This window comes from Leptospira mayottensis 200901116 (assembly GCF_000306675.2).
Taxonomy (GTDB): Bacteria; Spirochaetota; Leptospiria; order Leptospirales; family Leptospiraceae; genus Leptospira; species Leptospira mayottensis.
Genome location: NZ_CP024871.1, coordinates 2195543 through 2213986 on the forward strand (window position 1 = coordinate 2195543; position 18444 = coordinate 2213986).

Genomic DNA, 18444 nt, shown 5'->3' on the forward strand with positions numbered 1-18444 from the left:
ATAAATTTTTCTTCCTTGGAGAATTATTATGATTTCATCGTGGAAGCATAGTTTTGTTTATTGTAAATCTAAGTAAATTTGAATGAGCATCAATCCAGCTTCTGCAACGAAATCCACGCATTTGAAGAATAACCGGTATTACCGGAACCAGATCTGGATCACAAAAATCTTTCTTCTCTTAACAATCGTCGCCTGCTCTTTCGCGGGTTTTGAGATGATTGGAATTTTCTGGGAACAGCTTCTCGATCATAGGCCTTTTGCAGCTATAGGACAAGTCGCGTTTTTCATCATCATCGCCCTTCTAACCTACGGTAACTTCGTCTATCAATTTACCAGAATCGGTTACTTCAAAAGACTTTTGAAACATTCCCCCCTGAGCCGGGCAGAGTTAGAAAAGATCTACAAACAGGATTGTCCTTCCTTGGCGATATTGGTTCCTTCCTACAAGGAAGAATTAGATGTAGTTCGCGAAACACTTCTTTCGGCGGCACTTCAAGATTATCCGAATCGGAGAGTTGTATTACTCATCGACGATCCTCCAAAACCGAAAAGTTATGCGGATTTTGAAGCCCTACAAAATATGAGAGCGTTACCGAATTCTCTCCAGAAGGAATTCAACGAGGCTGCCTATCCTTTTGTTCAAGCCCAGAAGGAATATCTGGAACGTAAACTTTCTCACAAATCCAAACCTTTGAAAGAAACGGAACGTTTGATTCAACTTTATAAGGATGCCACCTTTTGGTTTCACAATCGGGTGAACTCGTATGACGATCTTGCGATCCGAAAGGAACTTCCGGAACATATCCGCACTTTTATGAGGGATTTCTTTTTTAAGGAATGGGGCATACTTCATTTAGAGAGAGTTTCCGAACTGGAGTTGCTTTGGGCAAAAGGCGGGGCCGATCCAGAAAGAATCGAAAAAGAATACAATCGTCTTGCATTCTTATTTTGCGTAAATTTTTCCACTTTTGAAAGAAAGAAATACCTGAACCTTTCTAATCTTCCCAACAAAGCGATGAACTTGAACAGCTATATAGCTCTCTTGGGAAAAAGATGGAAAGAACGAGAAGATTCTCACGGAATTTTTTTGGAAGAATCCAACAATACCGATTTTTCTTTTGAAATTCCTGAGACAGATTTACTCGTTACGTTAGACGCGGATAGCGTTCTTCTTCCCGATTACATTCTGAAATTGTCCCGCGTCATGTCCTCTTCAGAAAATGAAAAAATAGCCGTGGTACAAGCTCCTTACAGTTCTTTTCCGGGAGCGCTTAACGTTTTAGAAAACATGGCCGGAGCAACCACGGACATTCAGTATCAGATTCATCAAGGGTTCACACATTTCGGAGCCACGTTCTGGGTAGGTGCAAACGCGATGCTTCGCTACAAAGCGCTTCTGGATATCAGGACCGTTTACGAAGAACGCGGTTTTCAAATTCATAAATACATTCAAGACAATACGGTCATTGAAGACACGGAATCCAGCATCGATCTTTTGGATGCAAATTGGAATCTCTATAATTATCCAGAAAGACTCGCCTACAGTGCAACTCCTCCAGACTTCGGATCTCTTTTAATTCAAAGAAGAAGATGGGCCAATGGAGGTCTTATTATTCTTCCAAAACTTCTTCGTTACGTATTTCGGCGACCTTGGAGTCTTATAAAATTCATGGAAGCTTTTTTTCGAGTCCACTATCTCGGGTCGATCGCGGCAGTGAACATAGGCCTTGTCATTCTCATGGGCAGCCCCCTAGGAGAAGGAATGGAAACATATTGGATAGCGATCTCTTCTCTTCCATATTTCATCTTATACGGGATGGACTTGGTAAGAATCGGATATAAGTGGATCGATCTAATTCAGGTTTATTCCCTCAACTTACTTTTGATTCCCGTAAACTTAGCCGGCGTTTTTATGTCGATCAACCAGGCGATTACGGGAAAACAAATTCCATTTAGTAGAACCCCGAAGGTGATCGGTAGGACTGCAATCCCTGCGCTTTACGTAGTCGCTGAATACTCTCTTTTAGCGCAATTGCTTTTCGGATTTATCACGAACTATCTGCACAGAAACTGGATCTATTCGATCTACAACTTAGGAAACGCTTTTCTCCTAGGTTATGGAATCATTAAATTTATAGGACTTCGATTCTGCTGGGAAGACATTCTGCTTTCTATGAATAAACCTCCGGCGGAGATCGTAGAAAAAGTCGCTCATTTGGTAGAACCGAGGGTTACGATTGATCTGGAAAGAGAGCCATAATCTTACAAACAAAGAAAGCATCGAATCGTTTCCTAATTTCCTCTTGTAATTTGATTCCTGGAAAAAACTCTCGTTTTATATGTCTGCACATCCAGGACCGATATCCGTACAGGAAGTTTTACATAAAGCGCGGTTATTTTTTTCCGGATTCTTTCTCAGTTTGTTCTTAATTTTCGGATTGATCGTTTTAAGCCCTCTCTTTTTGATCCAAGACCGCCCCTTTCCGAAAAGTGACGCTCTGGTACTGGAGGTAAAGGAAACAATTCCGCAAGACATACTCAAGAATGCAGCCGACGGATTCAAAAAAGGATACGCGGGAATACTCATCGTTCTTTATTCTCCCGCCACAACAAACTCCAACTTAGGCGTGACTCAAGACTTAACGGCCGAAATTCAAAATTCACTCGTCGCCTTAGGTGTTGAAGAATCTAAAATTCTAATCTATAAACTCGAACCGTATCCGATCGGCGCGAGGAATTTCTCTAAATCTCTTCTAAAAATCTGTCTGGATAGACAGCTTAAGAATATTCTTATTCTCTCCAAAAGATTCGAATCGTCTCTAAACCAAAAACTCTACGAATCCGTATTGGGTCCGGCGGGTTTAAAAATTCATGTGGTCCCTTTGTCGGATAAAATCGGACTCAAAAATTGGTTTTTAAGCGAAGAAGGATTCGAAGTTGTTTTTTTAAACATAGCCAGAATGTTTTATCAAATACTCCCAGGAAAATAAAATCTAAAATGTTAGACTCAAACGAACTGATTCAACAAAGAATTCAAAAAATCGAAGAATTAAAAAAACAGGGAATCAATCCGTATCCGGTTCGTTTTTTTCCGGATTCAAAATCAAAAGACATCGTTGAAAAGTTCGAAAAAAATCCTACCGGACCAGAAACCAAATTCAAATTAGGCGGAAGATTACATTCCAAAAGAGTAATGGGAAAAGCGAGTTTCGCCCATCTCAAAGATAGCACGGGAATCATTCAACTTTACGCGACCCGCGACGATTTAGGGGAAACTTCCTACGCAATTTTTAAGTCTCTCGATCTGGGAGATATCATCGGACTGGAAGGTTATCTTTTTAAAACTCAAAAAGGAGAAGTCACGTTACACGTCACATCTGTGGAACTTCTCGCCAAATGTATTCGCCCTCTTCCCGTGGTAAAAGAGAAAGACGGAGTAATATACGACGCATTTGCCGACGTCGAACAGAGATATAGAATGCGGTACGTAGATCTTATAGTGAACGATCACGTCAGAGATACGTTCATCACGAGAAGCCGGATCGTTTCTGAAATCAGAAATTTCCTCACCAACGAAGGTTTTTTAGAGGTGGAAACTCCGATGATGCAACCGATTGCGGGAGGTGCTGCAGCAAGACCTTTCGTAACCCATCATAATACACTGGACATGCAGTTGTTTTTGAGAATCGCTCCCGAACTTTATCTCAAACGTTTGATCGTGGGAGGTATAGACCGAGTTTTCGAACTCAATCGAAACTTTAGAAACGAAGGAACCTCAACCAAACATAATCCCGAATTTACAATGATGGAAGCCTACATCGCATTCGCGGACATGACTACGATGCTTGATCTTACCGAAAGGCTTATCACGCACTTAGCACAAAAAATCCACGGAGCGTTAAAAATTCAATACGGCAAAGATCTGATCGATCTTTCTCCTCCTTGGAGAAAAGTGACTTATACAGATATCATCAAAGAATATAGCGGAATCGATTTTAGTCTGATCACTTCTTTGGAAGAAGCGAAGAAAAAAGCCTCCGAATTGAAAGTAGATGTTTCCAAATGTAATACGATCTGGAAAGTGGCGGACGAGGTCTTTTCCGAAAAAGCGGAACCGAATCTAATCCAACCCGTTTTTATCATCGATTATCCGAAAGAACTCTCTCCCCTCGCGAAATCCAATCCGGATAAGCCGGGTTATGTGGAGCGATTCGAACCTTACGTAGCCGGAAGGGAAATCGGAAACGCATTCACAGAGTTAAACGATCCTTTCGATCAGAAAGAAAGATTCGAAGATCAGGTAAAACAAAGAGAAGCTGGAGACGATGAAGCATTTATGATGGATGAGGATTATATCCGTGCGCTGGAATACGGAATGCCTCCGACGGGAGGACTCGGAATCGGAATCGACCGTTTGGTAATGCTTTTAACCAATTCCCATTCTATTCGGGATACCATTCTGTTTCCATTGATGAGACCGGAATAAAATTACACATTATTTCCAGTCCGTACATAATTAAAAAACGGATCAAATCCGTTTTTTTGAATTCATGGCTCCGAGATTTATTCAAAAAAACATTATGTTACTCGTAAAACCTGAAATCTTACAATTTAAAATCAATTTGAAGTTTTAGGATGAAATGAGAATCAAAAAAGAAGGAATGATCTTTAAGATTTTTTTTGAAAAAGAGATTTAAAGAATACGATCGTAAAAAACTGAAACATTCTAAAAAAACGGAATAATCTCCAGGGTTTGCTTAAGATCCTCCACAACCAAATTAGTCCTCTGAGTTTGAAGAAGTTCGGAGCCTTTCTCACCCTACCGGAAAGAATATCTAAGGAACCACTGACTCCGATAATTACGGAATGTCCGAAAAACGCAGTGTTATTTTCGATCCAGATTTCCTGTTCCGGAAAATCCATAGCAAGAAAAATGAGATTCGGACTCGTCTTACGAATCGATTCCTTTACCATCAACTCCCTTTGGGGATTCATATAGCCGGCGTGTCTTCCAACAATTCTCACCCCAGGAAAATGTCTGGAGAGAGTAAAATAAACTTTTTCGATAACATCCTCTTTGCCACCGAGCATAAAAATGGAATAATTTCTGAGTTCACAAAGACGAACCAGATCCATCATCAAAGCAATCGTAGAAATCCGCTCTTTCAGAACTTTGCCGAGACGGGTCGCGGCCCACTGCAAACCAGCTCCTTCGGCAAGAATCATAGTCGCTTTTTCTGTGATTCTATGGAGCTTTTTCCCTTTTCGAACGGACATGATTTTGACCGGATCCAAAAAAAGAATGTGGTGAAACTTTTCTTTTTCCTCCAAGAGTCTATAAATCTTGGCTACGGATTCATCCTGGGTCACATTATCGAATGGAACTCCGAGAATATCGGTTTTTCCTAATGTTTCTGTTTGAATGACCTGATAATCTAAAAGATAATCCCTATCGTCTTTGGCGGAAAGATGTACGATTTCATCCGGCTTCTTCATCTAAAGGCATCCTATAAGACATAAGTTCAAAGTCAATTGAAACTTAGCGATTTTACTTTCGTATTTTCGCAGCTGCTGCTCTAAATTCTCTTTCTAAACAAGCCATGGAAATACTTGAAAGTAAGAACTCCCCCATTTTCAAAATCAGATCCAAATTTCCAACTTGGATTCCACCTATTAAAGTTACAGGTAATAAAGATTCTCTTGCAACTTTCTCTAAAATTTCCGTTCCGATTGCGGGCTTTGCATCTTCTTTATTATCGGTGGGAAAAATCGGTCCAAGCCCGGTATAATTCCAAAGGGAAGAATCCAAAACGTTCACTTCTTTCAACGTATGAGACGAGGTCCCGAGATAGAGTTCCGAGTTGAATAGAACTTTCTTTTCTTCGGAATTCAAAGCCTCATAATCTTCTTTTCCGACATGAGCGCCGAAACAATTCCATTCGATCGCTTGTTCCCAAAAATCGTTTAAAATCAAAAGTAATTGAGGATATCGATCCTGGAGGGACTTAACAAGAAATTCCAGTTCGGGAACGGAAGCCGACTTGGCACGGATCTGCACAAAAGGAACAAGATCCGGATATTCCAACCAAATCCTGGGGAGAGTTAAAAAATCGAGATCTTTCTTTTTACAAAAATCCCAATCAAGAATCGGATAAATTCCAGGCAACGGCCAAGAGAAAGTTTGAACCTGTAGCAACAAATTTTACGATCTCAAGTCGCCTCCGTTTCCCATCGGCCCCGACTTCAAATTTTTTCCCAAAAGAATCCTCGACTTACTTTGAATGACAAACATGCCCGAACTAAGTTTCAAATATTCTAATAAAGAAAAAATTCTTATAGATTCCAATTTGAAGGGAGAAAACAATTTTACGTTTACTTTCATAGAGTGGTTCTAGAAAGTTTGACTTAAGAATCTTTTAACGTCCAATCTTTTTTGATTTACGCGGAACTCCGAAACGAGCGATCATACATTTATGAGGAAATTGTCTTCGATTTTACTTTTTTCATCCTTTTTTTTCGTTTTGATGTGTAGTTCAAGAAAAGACGAAACAAAAGAAAAAGCACTTTTTAACTATATTTTATATTGTGGTCCTGGTGGAACAATTGATTCCTGCAATGCGGCTTGCGGAGCAACTTACGGAACAGACGTAACAAATGCAAATTTACAAGCACTGACTTCCTGTACGAGCGCTTGTACAACGAACTGCAACGTTCTTGGTTTGTATCTTCAATTGAGCAACCTCAATCGTTAAAATAGCGAAACAACGAGGCCGCAAAAATTCCCGCGGTCTCGATTTTTAAAATAGTGTTTCCCGCTTTGACTCCGAGTATATTCTTTTCTCGCAATAAATGAATCTCCTTTTCACGAAATCCGCCTTCCGGCCCTACAATCCAAACCGAATTTTGAAAAAATTCCGGCTTCGGTTTTGATTCTCCTTTCGGATCGAATTGATAAATGGAAAGATTTCGGTTTTCTTGCAAATTCAAAAATTCTTTTAAGGAAACTGGGGCACATACTTCAGGAAGAAAAATTCTTTTCGATTGAACCGCCGCTTCCTCCACAATCTTTTGAACTCGACTCAAATTAAAATCCTTCCGATCCGATTGTTCGAAGTTTAAAAAATAAAAATGACTTAAGCCCAGTTCGGTTCCTTTTTGTAAAAGCCATTCCAAACGATTCCCTTTAGGAATTGCAGTTGCGATCGCGGAAGTCGATTCCGGTTTTACGTGAACCTCAGTTTTTTTGAGAATCCCTTGTTGTGAATTTCCCTTTACTTCGTAGATCCATTCCGATCCAATTCCGTTTAACACTCTAAGATTTTTATCTTCGGAAAAAATCCGAAGAGCCTTTAAATGGGAAACCTCCTCTTTATTCAAGGAAAACTGCGATTCGCAGCGGAAACCTCTTCTGAAAAGAATCGCTTCTTCCAAAATGAGCCCTTATCGATTCAAGTTTGCAAGCTCAAACAAGGAAGAGTCCGGTCTTACTCCCTTATCTATTTCCGTATATTCTAATACACTGATGGACCCAGTAGTTAAGTCCAACATCTCAAGTCGGCTTGCGTATTCTTCCTTTGTAGTCTTCTGATTTTGTCTCACCTTTATGAGTCCGTATTTGATGTTCATCGTTTTGAACAATACTCCGTCCCGATCGTGAAAATCCAATCGTGTGGGTCTTAAAGAATCCAAATTCAAAAGGAGAATCAACTTGGAATAAAAATACGGTATGATCGGCTTGAGCGTAATCCTTTTGAAAGTTTGATCGGCAATTTTGAGATCGCTCTGAACGATTGGATTATAATTGGCCTGATAGGAAGCACCGGATAAATCGATAAAACTGAATCCGGTCGATAAGTGGGATTCGTATTTTTCCTCGTCTACTTTCCGAAATATCTTTTTGGAAAGTACGTTGAATGTATAGATCTGTTCTCCCTCATCCTTAATCAAAATCTTGTATTCAAGTCCCCTTCCCCTACTTTCAAATAAATAGAGCGTGTCCTCTTCTTTCCTGAACATATTTACGTCCCAACTCCAGGTTTCTCCACTGCGTCGAATGAGAATTAGATTCCCTTTGATCAAACCTTGATTGGATTTTACGAGAGCCTGATCGAGTCTAGCCACTAACTCTTGGGCAACCCTTACATTGGATCCTTGCGAATTTGTTTCTTTACTTAATACAGTGAGGGCAAAAAAAACCACCGTAAACGCAAGAATCCGATCCAATTTATTCCGCCCTCATCGTCGGCGCACTGAAAGAATAGAGACCATGAACAGAACCTTGAGCCTGTGCGGATTCAGATCTTCTTTCAAAACGAAGCTTTCCCTCCCGAAGAGCTTTATGAATTTCAGGTATCGATTTATAACCCATGTCTTGAAAGGACAACCTAAGACCTTGGGATAAGTATGGAATGAAGTTCAAAATCGATCCTCTGTCCACGACCGACCCGCTGACACCCTGGGCGACCTTCACCTTTTGACCTTCATTAAAGTAACGTTTATCACCGCCTGCTTTCATCGCTTCAATCGACGCCATACCCCTGTATTTCTTGAGACGGATTCCATTTTCATAAAAATACTCTCCGGGAGCTTCCGTGGTCCCGGCGAACATAAATCCCATCATACAGGTAGAAGCACCGATTGCGAGAGAATTGGCAATATCACCAATATTGGAAATTCCCCCGTCCGCAATAACGGGAACATCGTATTTTGCAGCATGTTTTGCAGTTTGATAGACCGCAGTCGCCTGAGCCCGTCCAACCGCCATCGTATCCTGTGTGATACAAATGGACCCAGGTCCCATTCCGATTCGAAGTCCATCGGCACCGGCTTGGATCAAATTCTCTGCTTGTGCACGAGTCACCACGTTCCCTGCAACTATATCCAAATTCTTGAATTCCTTCTTGATGAACTGAATCATCTCGATCTGATAATTCGAGTTTCCTTGCGCGGAATCGATGATGATTACATCGACTCCCGCTTCATAAAGCGCCGCCACCCTATCTCTGGATTCCAGAAGAGTGGAAACCGCCGCGCCACAACGAAGCCTTTTTCTTTCGTCTTTTGAAGCATCTGGAAATTCTTTATTCTTTTTTAAGTCAGAGCGACTCACAAGAGACACCAATTTTCCATCGGAATCCACAATCGGAAGTTTCCCGATCTTAGATTTCTTTATGATGTCGTTTGCATCCTGCAAAGTGATTCCCTCTTTACCAGTGATCACGCTCTTAGTCATTACTTCGTCGAGGGTAATTTCTCGATTCTTCTCAAAATCAATGTCCCTATTTGTAACGATTCCGATCAGTTTAGAATTTCTTGTGCCGTCTTCGGTTACCGGAATTCCCGTAAATCCTTTGTGTTCTTTAATCCAATCCAAATCACGGATAATGTTTTTCGGCCCTAAAACCACGGGATCTGTAATGAATCCATTTTCAAAACGTTTTACCTTTTCCACAAGAGCGACCTGCTCTTCGATCGTGTTGTTGTAATGAATGATTCCGATCCCTCCCATAAGAGCCTGCGCAATCGCCATTTGGGATTCCGTTACCGTGTCCATCGGAGAACTTATGAAAGGTCTCTTTAGTCTTATATTTCGGGTTAGTCTGGTTTCAAGCTCAACTTCGGACGGATGAAAGTCGATAAATCCAGGGAGAACGAGAAAATCTCTGTACGTTAGACCGATCTGAAGACTAAATAATTCATCTCCGGACAATCCATCTAAATATTCGGAGTCGCGGTAAGTTTGGTTTGACATTACCTAGTACATAAAAGGTAAACTGAGAACTAAGATCAAGAGAATTTCCCCTCGTTCGCTTTGAAAAACTATGGAAACGATTCAGAGAAAAAAAAGGGAGAAGGAAACAATCTCCGACCCCACTAAAAAGTTTCACATTATCTCGAAATTTCTTGTACAAACAGATATCATCGCACGTGTTCCGGGCTCCACAATTCAGATCATTAAAATCTTACAAGTTTCCAAAGACGCCACAAAAATCCTGATTCAAACGGAAATACCGAATGCCTTTCCGTTAAACAGTCATGTCACCCTTACAAAACTCCTTGCAAAATACGTGGAACTCAATTGCGAAGTTATAGACGAAAAACCGAACAACCAATTGATTCTTTCCGTTTCGGATATCTCAATTGCAAGTAAAGAAAGAAGTCTCAGTCGAATCTCGCCTCCCGAAGGGGCTGTTTGGATTACAAACATCCGTACGAGCAGAACTACAATCGACGCGAATCTTTTTAATATTCCCACCTCCGTAAAAGTAAACTTTGCAGACTATGAAACGAAATTAAAATCGAAGTACGACTTTCTAAAGATCGATGTGTTCGGAACAATTGGGGACAAGTTAGATCTCGTTAAAAAAACGCGTAAGATTCTTTTTATCCCGAACACTCAGAAGGAAGAAAGTTATGCGGCTTATGATCAGGAAGGTTTTATCGACTACGCTTCCGAACTAGGAGACGCGGAAGACATTCGTAAAAAAATCATAGAATACGCAAATCAGAAAATCAAATCCGAACTGATCGTTCCGGTTATTTATTTGAGCCACGAGGAACAGGCGATCCCGATTGGATTCGTCCACGCCCAAAATCGAAATAGGGAAATAGATATTCTGGAAGTGATGGAAATTAAAACCCTCACTTTCGAAATGGTAGATCGAATCCGGGAATCCAATACAATCTTAGTGAAAGAAAGATTTCCAATCGTGAATATTTCCACGGGAGGTCTAAAAGTTAAAATCAATCACCCGGACTTAAATCAAGATCTTACGAAAAGGGCAGGATTTACGTTTGATATCTTTTTTAAGATGCAGGCTCCTCTCACCGCTTTCGGACTCATTCGCTCTATTACCAAGGATGCGGAGGGAAATCTTTACGTAGGCCTTTCGATCGAAGGAAATTCCTCAAGGCCTGGGGAAAGAAAAAAATATATAGATAACGTCAATCGACTTCTCGCGGAAAGCGGCCAACTTCAACTCTGATTTCGAATTAGATCCAAAAAATCCGGCATCCTATACATTCATAAAATTGAATATATAGAAATTATAGGTTTTTCGCAGGTCTCAGACAAAGGTATTACATTCGAAAATAATGAATTTTTCCGGGTTGATCCCGAAACCTTCTCAAGGTTTTATATCTTTCCAATATACTTTATGGGAATTTAATTTTGAAACGTATCTTTTATTTCATCTTTACGATTCTGTTGATTCTATTCGGCATTATATCCGCTTATCGAATGCGTTGGATTTCGGATGACGCGTTTATTAGTTTACGGTATGCCAAAAATTTTGCCGACGGAAAAGGATTAGTCTTTAATGAAGGGGAATTCGTGGAGGGTTATACGAATTTTCTTTGGACGATTCTATTCATTCCATTCCATCTTTCTGATCATATCGATCCCGTAAACGCGAGTTACTTTTGGGGAATTCTCTCTTTTCTTGGAACCTGCATCTATCTGATTCTATTTCGAAAGAAGTTTTTAGAAACGGAATTTCCATTTGCACTTTCCTGCTTTGTTTTACTCCATCACAATCGGGTTTTTGCAACCGGAGGACTGGAAACGTCATTGCACGGATTTTTATTTTTAGCCGCTTCTTATTATCTAACGAATTCCAAAACCGTCACCTTTTACAGTATATTGCCCGGAATCGTTTTTTCCTCATTGAGCTGTTTTAACCGACCGGATGGACTTTTATTCCACATCCTCGCTGGAATTTATCTAATCCTAAAATTCTCCCAAAAAGTCAGATCAAACGAAACGCATTCGTTACTTTTGAAACCTTCTTTTGGAATCCTTTGTATCACCTATTTATCCCCGGTCTTTTTTTATATTTGGAAATTAGAATATTATGGAAATCTACTTCCCAATACTTTTTACGCAAAGTCAGGAGGAAGCGCAAATCTATGGCAAGGATTCGTCTATCTCTTTTCCTTCTTAAGGATGTATTACGGAATGATCCCGATCGTCGGATTTGTTTTCTTTTCTTTCTTTCAAACGATCCGAAAACATTTCTCTCCAACTCAAGAAAAAAAGGACTTTCATTGGATTTTACTTGTCTTATTTCCAATTCTTTATTCGAGTTATTACACCTGGATCGGAGGGGACTTTATGTTTTCCCGATTTTATCTTCCGATTCTTCCTATGGTTTTTGTTTGGACGGAACAAGAGATTCTTTCGCTCCGAGAATCTCTTTCTAAAGGGAAAAAAATCCTGAACGTGATTTTTTATTCGATTCCGATTTTAATTCTATTACGCTGGGATATTTACAAAGGACTTCCCCTGCCGGTCGTGTCCGGAATCGCGGACGAAAATCAAATCTACAAAAGGGAATCGGTGGAACAAATCCGAAATCGGATTTTTCCTTGGAAAAAACATTTTGAGAATTCCAAAGTTCGAGTCGCCTTTACTGGTTCGGAATGTATTTTGATTTATTACTTAAATCCGATTTTGGCAATTGAAACAGAAGCGGGGCTCACCGATCCGGTAATCGCAAGGATGAAATTTGAAAATCGAGAAAGAGTCGGCCATGGAAAACCAGTTCCGTTACAGTATCTCCGGGATAGAAACGTTCATCTCCTTTTATACTCGAGCGGACTTCCGATTAAAACGGAATACGACGAATTCCTCACGGGAGATTTTTCCACACCTTGGAGGATTTTAACGTATTCACCTTCCGTAATGAAAGAACTTCTTAAAATTCCTTCGTTTCGAGCGGTGGACTTCGAATCTTATTTAGACACTTACAAACATAAATATAAAGAACTTGATCCGATTCTCCGAAAGAAAAAATTTTCAGAATTCGATCTTTATTACTTCCGAAACGGAGAAGATAAAAAGAGACGAGAATGGTATCTAAAAAATTTATAATTTTTTCTTATAGCGCAAACCTTATTTCTGTCGGAAGAATCTTGATTGCTAAAATTGGGTAGCGAGGACATCTTGCATTTATTTATCATTTACAAAACCAAATAAAAATAAATGAGTCCGCTTCTCAACTTAAAAACAGTTCCACTTATAGCACTCGCTTTTTCTCTCTCTTTGCTGTTTTTTTTCGATCCTTCGAATCCCTCTCTTTCCAGAGATTCGGTGGTATTTAGTTTTTTTGTTTGGTTCGTCTCTTTAGGAATTTCTTTTCGGAAAAAGAAATTCAAAATTCATCCTCTTTTCCTATTGGCCTGTCTATTATTAATCGGACTTTCTACGATCAACGGAATCAACCGGGCTCCGGTCGTTTACTTTTCCCAAAAGTTGAATTTAAAACTTCTCTATGTAGCGGCTTTGTGTCTTACAATTTATTTATTCCTTAAAAACGTCCATCCGATCTTCTTATTCGTTCATACCGTTGCGTTTGCATGTTCTCCCCCTCTTTTTTCAAGCATCAAATCGGTTCCGCTTTTACTCTTTGTAGCCGCTTCTTTATTCTATCTTACTCCGAAAAAAATTCGGCTTCGTAAATTGTATGTTATCGTTTCCATTTCCTTTTTTGTGCTACTGATTTCATCCTTACTTTCCTATAAATCCCAAGCGGCCCTCTTGCAACTCTGTCTTTTATTTTCCGGAATTCTGATTTTCTTTTTGGTTTCTTCTTATCCAAGTCTGTTTATTAAAAAAGGACTTCTTTTAATCCTTTCCTCAAATCTTCTTTTGAATACCATAAACTTGTTCTCCGCGATCCACACGATTTGGCCCTTTGACTTTTTACAACCTTCTCTTTTGCTTACGTACGCCGGTTTTCCTGTGTCGTCGATCGCGGTGATATCCGCATTTTCCGCGTTAGTCGCCTTTTATACCGCATCCCAATATGTTCGATATTTCTGGTTTTTAGTTCCAGGAGGTCTTATTGCAATTTACCTTACGTATTTCAATCATTCGCGCGCAAGTTTATTGGCTTTTGGTCTTGCAATTTTTTGTATTTTTCTTTTCCGTTGGAATAAAAAGAAAGTCTTCTTCCGGATTTTTATTCCGGCATTCTGTCTAATTATTTTATTCTTGGTCGGAAGCGTATTTTTCTTTCCCCAAGAAGCCGTTTCTCAATATTTCGATCCAAAAACCCTTCTCATTCGATTTTCTCTGTGGAACTTCCACTTTCAATCAGTGCTTCAAAATTTTCCGATCTTAGGGATCGGATTGGATGCAGATTCTCTTTTGGCTCATCTGCCCGGAACAGATTCAGAAAAAATCGGGTACGACGATTTTTATAAGTTTCTGCATTCTTTCAGATCCTACCCGCAAGCTCATAATCTCTACGTGGAAACGTTTACGAGTCTCGGAATTTTAGGTTCCCTCTTTTTTCTTTGGATCACCATTTATCTTTCTCTTCTCGCCTACCGAATGTTAGTTTCCAAAAGTAAAAAAATTTCCGATATAGGGATATTCATTTCAGGAGTCCTTGTGTTTGTCGCTGCTCACGAGTTCTTCGATTACAATTTGGGGGAACAACATTTCTTCATTCCGGTAGTGCTTGTGTTATCTTTGATTCGGACCCGATCCAGTTCTACGATGGGAACGTTCCATCAGAACAGTTCGTTTAAGGCCGTTTACGCGATCTCATTGATTCTTTTAGGATATCTTTCTTTTCAGTTGGTTTGGGAGCAAAGACTCAGGAATCTGATCATAGTCTCCATTCAAGACGAAATAGAACTTGATAATTTTCTAATATACAAAGAAAAAAAAGTTTCTGGAAACCGTAAAAAGTTTTCTCATCCGATCGAAGAAATTACCAACAATCAAATCTGGATCCGTTCTGAAGAAAATTTAGTTCTGGCGTCCCTAATTCTTCGTAAAAGTCCGGGTCACTCAGATTTGATAGAATCCTTATTAGATCGCTGTGTCCGAAAAAATCCGTATTCTTCCGTTTGTTGGAAAGAAAAAGTCGATGTTCTTAGAAAAAAAGATCCGAATTTAGATATCCGAAAAGAATTGGAAGAAGGAAAAAAAACGGATCCGTTCCATATCATTTTTACGGAATAAACAATAATGCTCAGTCGATTGATTCTTTCTCCCTATTCTCGCTATTTCATCTACATACTCGTAGTATTATTCCTGACTTTCAATCGTTTCAAACTCGACAATAAAGTTCCATTCGTTTCCAGCGACTCCGAGATTAAGTATTATCAAACTATAATGTTCTTCGAAAAAGGACTTAAGGCGATCACTGAATCGGAATGTCTCTACCCTGGAAAGGTTTACGATCCTGAATTTAGGTATTTTCCCTTCGACTATCCCTGGGCTTTTCTGAAGGAAAATGAGAACCGAAAATGTCTCTTTCAGTATCCTCCTTTATTTGCATTTTTAAACGGAATTCCGGCGTATTTTTTCGGAGCAAAAATCATTACATTGTTACCTCTTCTCTGTCTGCTCGGGTGTCTTTTGATCTTTGATAAAATTCTTTCCTTATTCATCGATAAAACCTGGGTTGTTTTGATCGGCACATTAGTTCCCTTCACTCTCAGCTTTCCGGCCCTATCCTCGGTCGAGTTTTCGGAAGTTCCTCTCAATAATTTTCTTTTATTATCTTTCGGATATTTTTTGATTTGTTCCCTTTTTGTGGACAAAATTACAGTTCAAAACAAAAATCTAAATTCGAATTTTAGAATATTCTCGTTTGCTTCTGGGCTTTTGGCGGTAGCCGCATTCTTTCTAAGAACCGAATCTGCATTTCCTGTATTCTTATTCGGTTTTCTTGCCTTTTTTTCCCAAAAAACGAGAAACAATCTTAAAGAATATTTGATTTTTTCGGTTCTTGGTGGAGTTCTTTCTTTCGGAATTATAGGCGTCTTGAATTTCTTTTATTCCGGTCATCCAATGGGAATTCGTTTTCTTGTCAGTTCACAGGACGCGATGAATCAGTTTTCTATCGAAAAACAAATCGTAATTCTTCAAGGATATCTTTTGGGAGATGCGACCAAATCCGGATTCCTAAAGGCATCTCCTTATGCGATTTTAATCTTTGGTATTTTTTCCGATCTTATTCGTAAGAACAAACTTTCCGGTGAGTCGATTCTCGGCCTTGTAGGAATTGGAACTCTCTTTTCAATTTCCTTTTTCAGCCCTTATACGGCAGGAGTTCATCATTTCGGACTCCGTTATTTGGAGTCCGGTTTTATCTTTTTATCTGCGGGAATCCTTATCTTTTTGTACCAAAGAAGTATCGAATTTCCAAATATTGGAAGGGTTTTGATTTTGTTGACCTCTTTGAGTTTATATTATAACTACAAATTCACGAGAGAAGGTTTTAAGATTTTATTCGGATCGATCGCACCTTACTTGCAAATACAAAATGAATTTCAATCCAAGGGAATCATCGTTCACAAGGGGCAATTTACGAATTATTTAATCGGTTTTTCTTATCTAAATTCCGTCCACTTCACGGTAAACACGGAAAAAGACGCGATTCAATTGGAACAGACTTTAAAAAAGAACCAAGTCGACTCGTATTCTATCTTAGAATACGAGTCAGAACCTCCTCGGGACCCGAATCTTCCCGAAAAACAATTTAAAGAAAAGATAGCGGTTCGTTTTCCGGACCCGAATCGCTATTACAAAGTAAAAGATCAAAGGAAGATCCTGGACTTTTCCCTAAGAACTTATCAACTACTTAAGAATTAAGGATTTTGAATATTCTACAAATCGTTTGGTATCTTTCAATGAGACCCCCGATCCAAACTTTTCCAAAGAACGAATCGTATTTGAACCGTTTTCTTTTTAAAAGAAGAAGGCGCTTTTTTAGAAAAACGCCTCTAAAATGAGGAAAATCTCTAATTTTAGAATTTTGCGACAGCTCCCAAGGTCATACCGTATTGGTGATCCGTTTTATCGCCCTTTTGATCCACAAATTGTTTGCCGGTCGCCCAATCTCTTCGGAGATCAAGTTTGATCAGTAAATTTTCGGTAAAATTCCAAACGGGAGTAACGGTAAAAGTTTTGTATTGTCCCGCGTTTCTGACTCCTGAGTAGTTCTTGTAATCGTCGCTCATCACTTCGAGAATTTGTTCTTTGGTAATTCCTAAGGATCCTAAACTAACATCCGCTGCAAAAGCAGTCGCCACTGCGTCCGCGATCGCAAGATCCGTGGCTTTTTTATATGCGCTGATGTAAGTGTTAGGTCCCATAAAAGGATTGAAAGTAGTTAAAGTACCATTGTTGTGTTTATCGTCTATGTATTCGACACGAACGTTCACACCCCAAGCTTCGTTGATTTTGAACTTCGCAAAAATACCGTAAGCTTTGTAAGTGGTTTTAGAATCGCGCTTGTTGTTCAACCCCCAAAAAAGAGTGTCCTTGTTGAAAACTTCCGCGCCTGTTGTTACGTCCACATTATAACGTTTCTGATCCAAGCTGTTATTTGCAAGTGCTCCGGCTTTTTCACTCCAAGTGTAATCCAAGTCGATCGTAATTTTATCCGTAGGAGTAATGGAAAGAATTACGTGATTCATAAACCAGTAGTCTTTGTTGTATTTTGCTCTCCTAGGATTGGCGATATTGTACATTCCCATATTCGGATCTCCGAAAACGTTCGCCAGTTCCGCAGCCATAGCCGCTTTGGAAGGATCGACACGAGCATAAGCTCCATCGCTGGAATAGAGAGTGTTCCAAGTAACGGAAAGCCTGTCTTCAATCAACTGACCTTTAACCTGAGTTCCGATCGCCTTTCTTTCGGTCTGACCTTCCACAAAGTAGCTTTTTCCCGCCGCATTACCGCTGTAAGCCGGATCCGTAATCACATTCAACGGAGCGGTGGTCGTAGTTGCAGGAGAATTATAACCGGTACCACCACCACTGTTGTAGAGATAAAAGGTTCCTGCCCATTTCTCTGTGAACTGAGTGGTCAGACGAACACCGGTATGAATAAAGGGAATCGTATTCTGGAAGATTGCGCCTATCGAGTAATTCGGATTGCTCATAGATTCAAGAACCTCGTAACCAATATGCGTGGCCATCTTACCGGCGTCTAAGGTCATTCCTTTTAAAACGGGGAAATACAAACTTAAATACGCCTGTTTGAGCATGTTGTAATTGTAAATGCTATTACTTTGGGAATAAGGAGCTTCTTGAAATGCGTTGTTCTGACCGTTTTGGAGGTCGATCCTAAAACCCCAAGGAGAACTTTTTTCAGCGGCTTTTTGGATCGTAAGCGCTACCGCGTTGACCGCAAAGTTCTTGTTGCTTGTTTCAAAAGCACGGGTCGCATCAATGTCTCCTCCTTGTTTCGGATTGAGGTTATACATGTAATATACATCAGCGAACCCGGAAAATTCAACTTGATCATACCATTTCTTATCTTCCTGTTCCATCGTCTGGGAAGCAGGCGCCGGAACGACTGAAGCATCTGCTCCTGATTTTTTTCCAGCCTGAGCAAAGACCTGAGAAAAAACCAGGAGGCAGAGAACAGAACCAATAAGGTTTATTGTTTTTATTCTCATCATTCTTCTAAATCTCCT

15 protein-coding genes are annotated in these 18444 nt (G+C 39.8%); 8 read left to right on the forward strand and 7 right to left on the reverse strand.

What is annotated here, in order from left to right:
* Positions 1-121 precede the first annotated feature (121 nt).
* The 3 genes from LEP1GSC190_RS09940 (at position 122) to lysS (ending at position 4486) form a co-directional block, all read left to right on the forward strand.
* Positions 122-2260, forward strand: a complete 2139-nt coding sequence (locus LEP1GSC190_RS09940; protein ID WP_004279620.1) for a glycosyltransferase family 2 protein — start codon at positions 122-124, stop codon at positions 2258-2260.
* A gap of 79 nt (positions 2261-2339) precedes the next feature.
* Entirely contained in the window at positions 2340-2990 is a 651-nt protein-coding gene (locus LEP1GSC190_RS09945; RefSeq protein ID WP_004279550.1) for a hypothetical protein, read from the forward strand.
* Positions 2991-2998: 8 nt separating this feature from the next.
* The gene (lysS, locus tag LEP1GSC190_RS09950) at positions 2999-4486 is read left to right on the forward strand and encodes a lysine--tRNA ligase (RefSeq protein WP_002761948.1); all 1488 of its coding nucleotides are present in this window, start codon (positions 2999-3001) and stop codon (positions 4484-4486) included.
* A 182-nt stretch (positions 4487-4668) separates the two neighbouring features.
* Here the strand turns inward: lysS and LEP1GSC190_RS09955 are convergent, their stop codons facing one another.
* Genes LEP1GSC190_RS09955 through LEP1GSC190_RS09965 form a run of 3 tightly spaced genes read right to left on the reverse strand, consistent with a single transcriptional unit; the run spans position 4669 to position 6382 of the window.
* Positions 4669-5496 carry a WecB/TagA/CpsF family glycosyltransferase gene (locus LEP1GSC190_RS09955; RefSeq protein WP_002745691.1) on the reverse strand — a complete coding sequence of 276 codons (828 nt, stop codon included), beginning with the start codon at positions 5494-5496 and terminating at the stop codon, positions 4669-4671.
* A 52-nt stretch (positions 5497-5548) separates the two neighbouring features.
* Positions 5549-6166, reverse strand: a complete 618-nt coding sequence (locus LEP1GSC190_RS09960) for a thiamine phosphate synthase (protein ID WP_002761904.1) — start codon at positions 6164-6166, stop codon at positions 5549-5551.
* A 36-nt stretch (positions 6167-6202) separates the two neighbouring features.
* The gene (locus LEP1GSC190_RS09965) at positions 6203-6382 is read right to left on the reverse strand and encodes a hypothetical protein (RefSeq protein WP_002761875.1); all 180 of its coding nucleotides are present in this window, start codon (positions 6380-6382) and stop codon (positions 6203-6205) included.
* A 91-nt stretch (positions 6383-6473) separates the two neighbouring features.
* On the opposite strand from LEP1GSC190_RS09965, the gene LEP1GSC190_RS09970 reads away from it, so the two are divergent.
* Complete coding sequence (locus LEP1GSC190_RS09970) at positions 6474-6752, forward strand: hypothetical protein (RefSeq protein ID WP_004279363.1); 279 nt, start codon at positions 6474-6476, stop codon at positions 6750-6752.
* On the opposite strand, the gene LEP1GSC190_RS09975 is transcribed toward LEP1GSC190_RS09970, so the two are convergent.
* The 3 genes from LEP1GSC190_RS09975 to guaB are packed head-to-tail and all read right to left on the reverse strand — an operon-like array spanning position 6742 to position 9751.
* Positions 6742-7431 (reverse strand): 16S rRNA (uracil(1498)-N(3))-methyltransferase, encoded by a 690-nt coding sequence (locus LEP1GSC190_RS09975; RefSeq protein ID WP_002761889.1) that lies wholly within the window; start codon positions 7429-7431, stop codon positions 6742-6744. The two genes, LEP1GSC190_RS09970 and LEP1GSC190_RS09975, sit on opposite strands and share 11 nt — an antisense overlap.
* 9 nt (positions 7432-7440) lie before the next feature.
* Positions 7441-8223, reverse strand: coding sequence for an outer membrane lipoprotein-sorting protein (locus LEP1GSC190_RS09980; protein WP_002761820.1), 783 nt, complete (start codon positions 8221-8223; stop codon positions 7441-7443).
* A 1-nt stretch (position 8224) separates the two neighbouring features.
* Positions 8225-9751 (reverse strand): IMP dehydrogenase, encoded by a 1527-nt coding sequence (gene guaB / locus LEP1GSC190_RS09985; protein ID WP_036035584.1) that lies wholly within the window; start codon positions 9749-9751, stop codon positions 8225-8227.
* Positions 9752-9821: 70 nt separating this feature from the next.
* Between guaB and LEP1GSC190_RS09990 the strand changes: the two genes are divergently transcribed.
* The 4 genes from LEP1GSC190_RS09990 to LEP1GSC190_RS10005 all read left to right on the forward strand — a co-directional run bounded on the left by LEP1GSC190_RS09990 (position 9822) and on the right by LEP1GSC190_RS10005 (position 16612).
* Entirely contained in the window at positions 9822-10985 is a 1164-nt protein-coding gene (locus LEP1GSC190_RS09990; protein WP_002761839.1) for a DUF1577 domain-containing protein, read from the forward strand.
* A 185-nt stretch (positions 10986-11170) separates the two neighbouring features.
* Positions 11171-12871, forward strand: coding sequence for a hypothetical protein (locus tag LEP1GSC190_RS09995; protein WP_004279551.1), 1701 nt, complete (start codon positions 11171-11173; stop codon positions 12869-12871).
* A 111-nt stretch (positions 12872-12982) separates the two neighbouring features.
* Positions 12983-14974: an O-antigen ligase family protein gene (locus LEP1GSC190_RS10000; RefSeq protein WP_004279569.1), complete on the forward strand. Its 1992-nt coding sequence runs from the start codon at positions 12983-12985 to the stop codon at positions 14972-14974.
* A gap of 6 nt (positions 14975-14980) precedes the next feature.
* Complete coding sequence (locus LEP1GSC190_RS10005) at positions 14981-16612, forward strand: LA_3751/LA_3752 family putative glycosyltransferase (protein ID WP_002761816.1); 1632 nt, start codon at positions 14981-14983, stop codon at positions 16610-16612.
* Positions 16613-16767: 155 nt separating this feature from the next.
* Here the strand turns inward: LEP1GSC190_RS10005 and LEP1GSC190_RS10010 are convergent, their stop codons facing one another.
* Positions 16768-18429, reverse strand: a complete 1662-nt coding sequence (locus LEP1GSC190_RS10010; RefSeq protein WP_004279624.1) for an outer membrane beta-barrel protein — start codon at positions 18427-18429, stop codon at positions 16768-16770.
* Positions 18430-18444: the final 15 nt, after the last annotated feature.

Coding starts and splice junctions, on each gene's coding strand:
- LEP1GSC190_RS10010 (WP_004279624.1), bottom strand. CDS start 18,429: ATGATGAGAATAAAAACAATAAACCTTATTGGTTCTGTTCTCTGCCTC.
- lysS (WP_002761948.1), top strand. CDS start 2,999: ATGTTAGACTCAAACGAACTGATTCAACAAAGAATTCAAAAAATCGAA.
- LEP1GSC190_RS09945 (WP_004279550.1), top strand. CDS start 2,340: ATGTCTGCACATCCAGGACCGATATCCGTACAGGAAGTTTTACATAAA.
- guaB (WP_036035584.1), bottom strand. CDS start 9,751: ATGTCAAACCAAACTTACCGCGACTCCGAATATTTAGATGGATTGTCC.
- LEP1GSC190_RS09970 (WP_004279363.1), top strand. CDS start 6,474: ATGAGGAAATTGTCTTCGATTTTACTTTTTTCATCCTTTTTTTTCGTT.
- LEP1GSC190_RS09955 (WP_002745691.1), bottom strand. CDS start 5,496: ATGAAGAAGCCGGATGAAATCGTACATCTTTCCGCCAAAGACGATAGG.
- LEP1GSC190_RS10005 (WP_002761816.1), top strand. CDS start 14,981: ATGCTCAGTCGATTGATTCTTTCTCCCTATTCTCGCTATTTCATCTAC.
- LEP1GSC190_RS09990 (WP_002761839.1), top strand. CDS start 9,822: ATGGAAACGATTCAGAGAAAAAAAAGGGAGAAGGAAACAATCTCCGAC.
- LEP1GSC190_RS09965 (WP_002761875.1), bottom strand. CDS start 6,382: ATGAAAGTAAACGTAAAATTGTTTTCTCCCTTCAAATTGGAATCTATA.
- LEP1GSC190_RS10000 (WP_004279569.1), top strand. CDS start 12,983: ATGAGTCCGCTTCTCAACTTAAAAACAGTTCCACTTATAGCACTCGCT.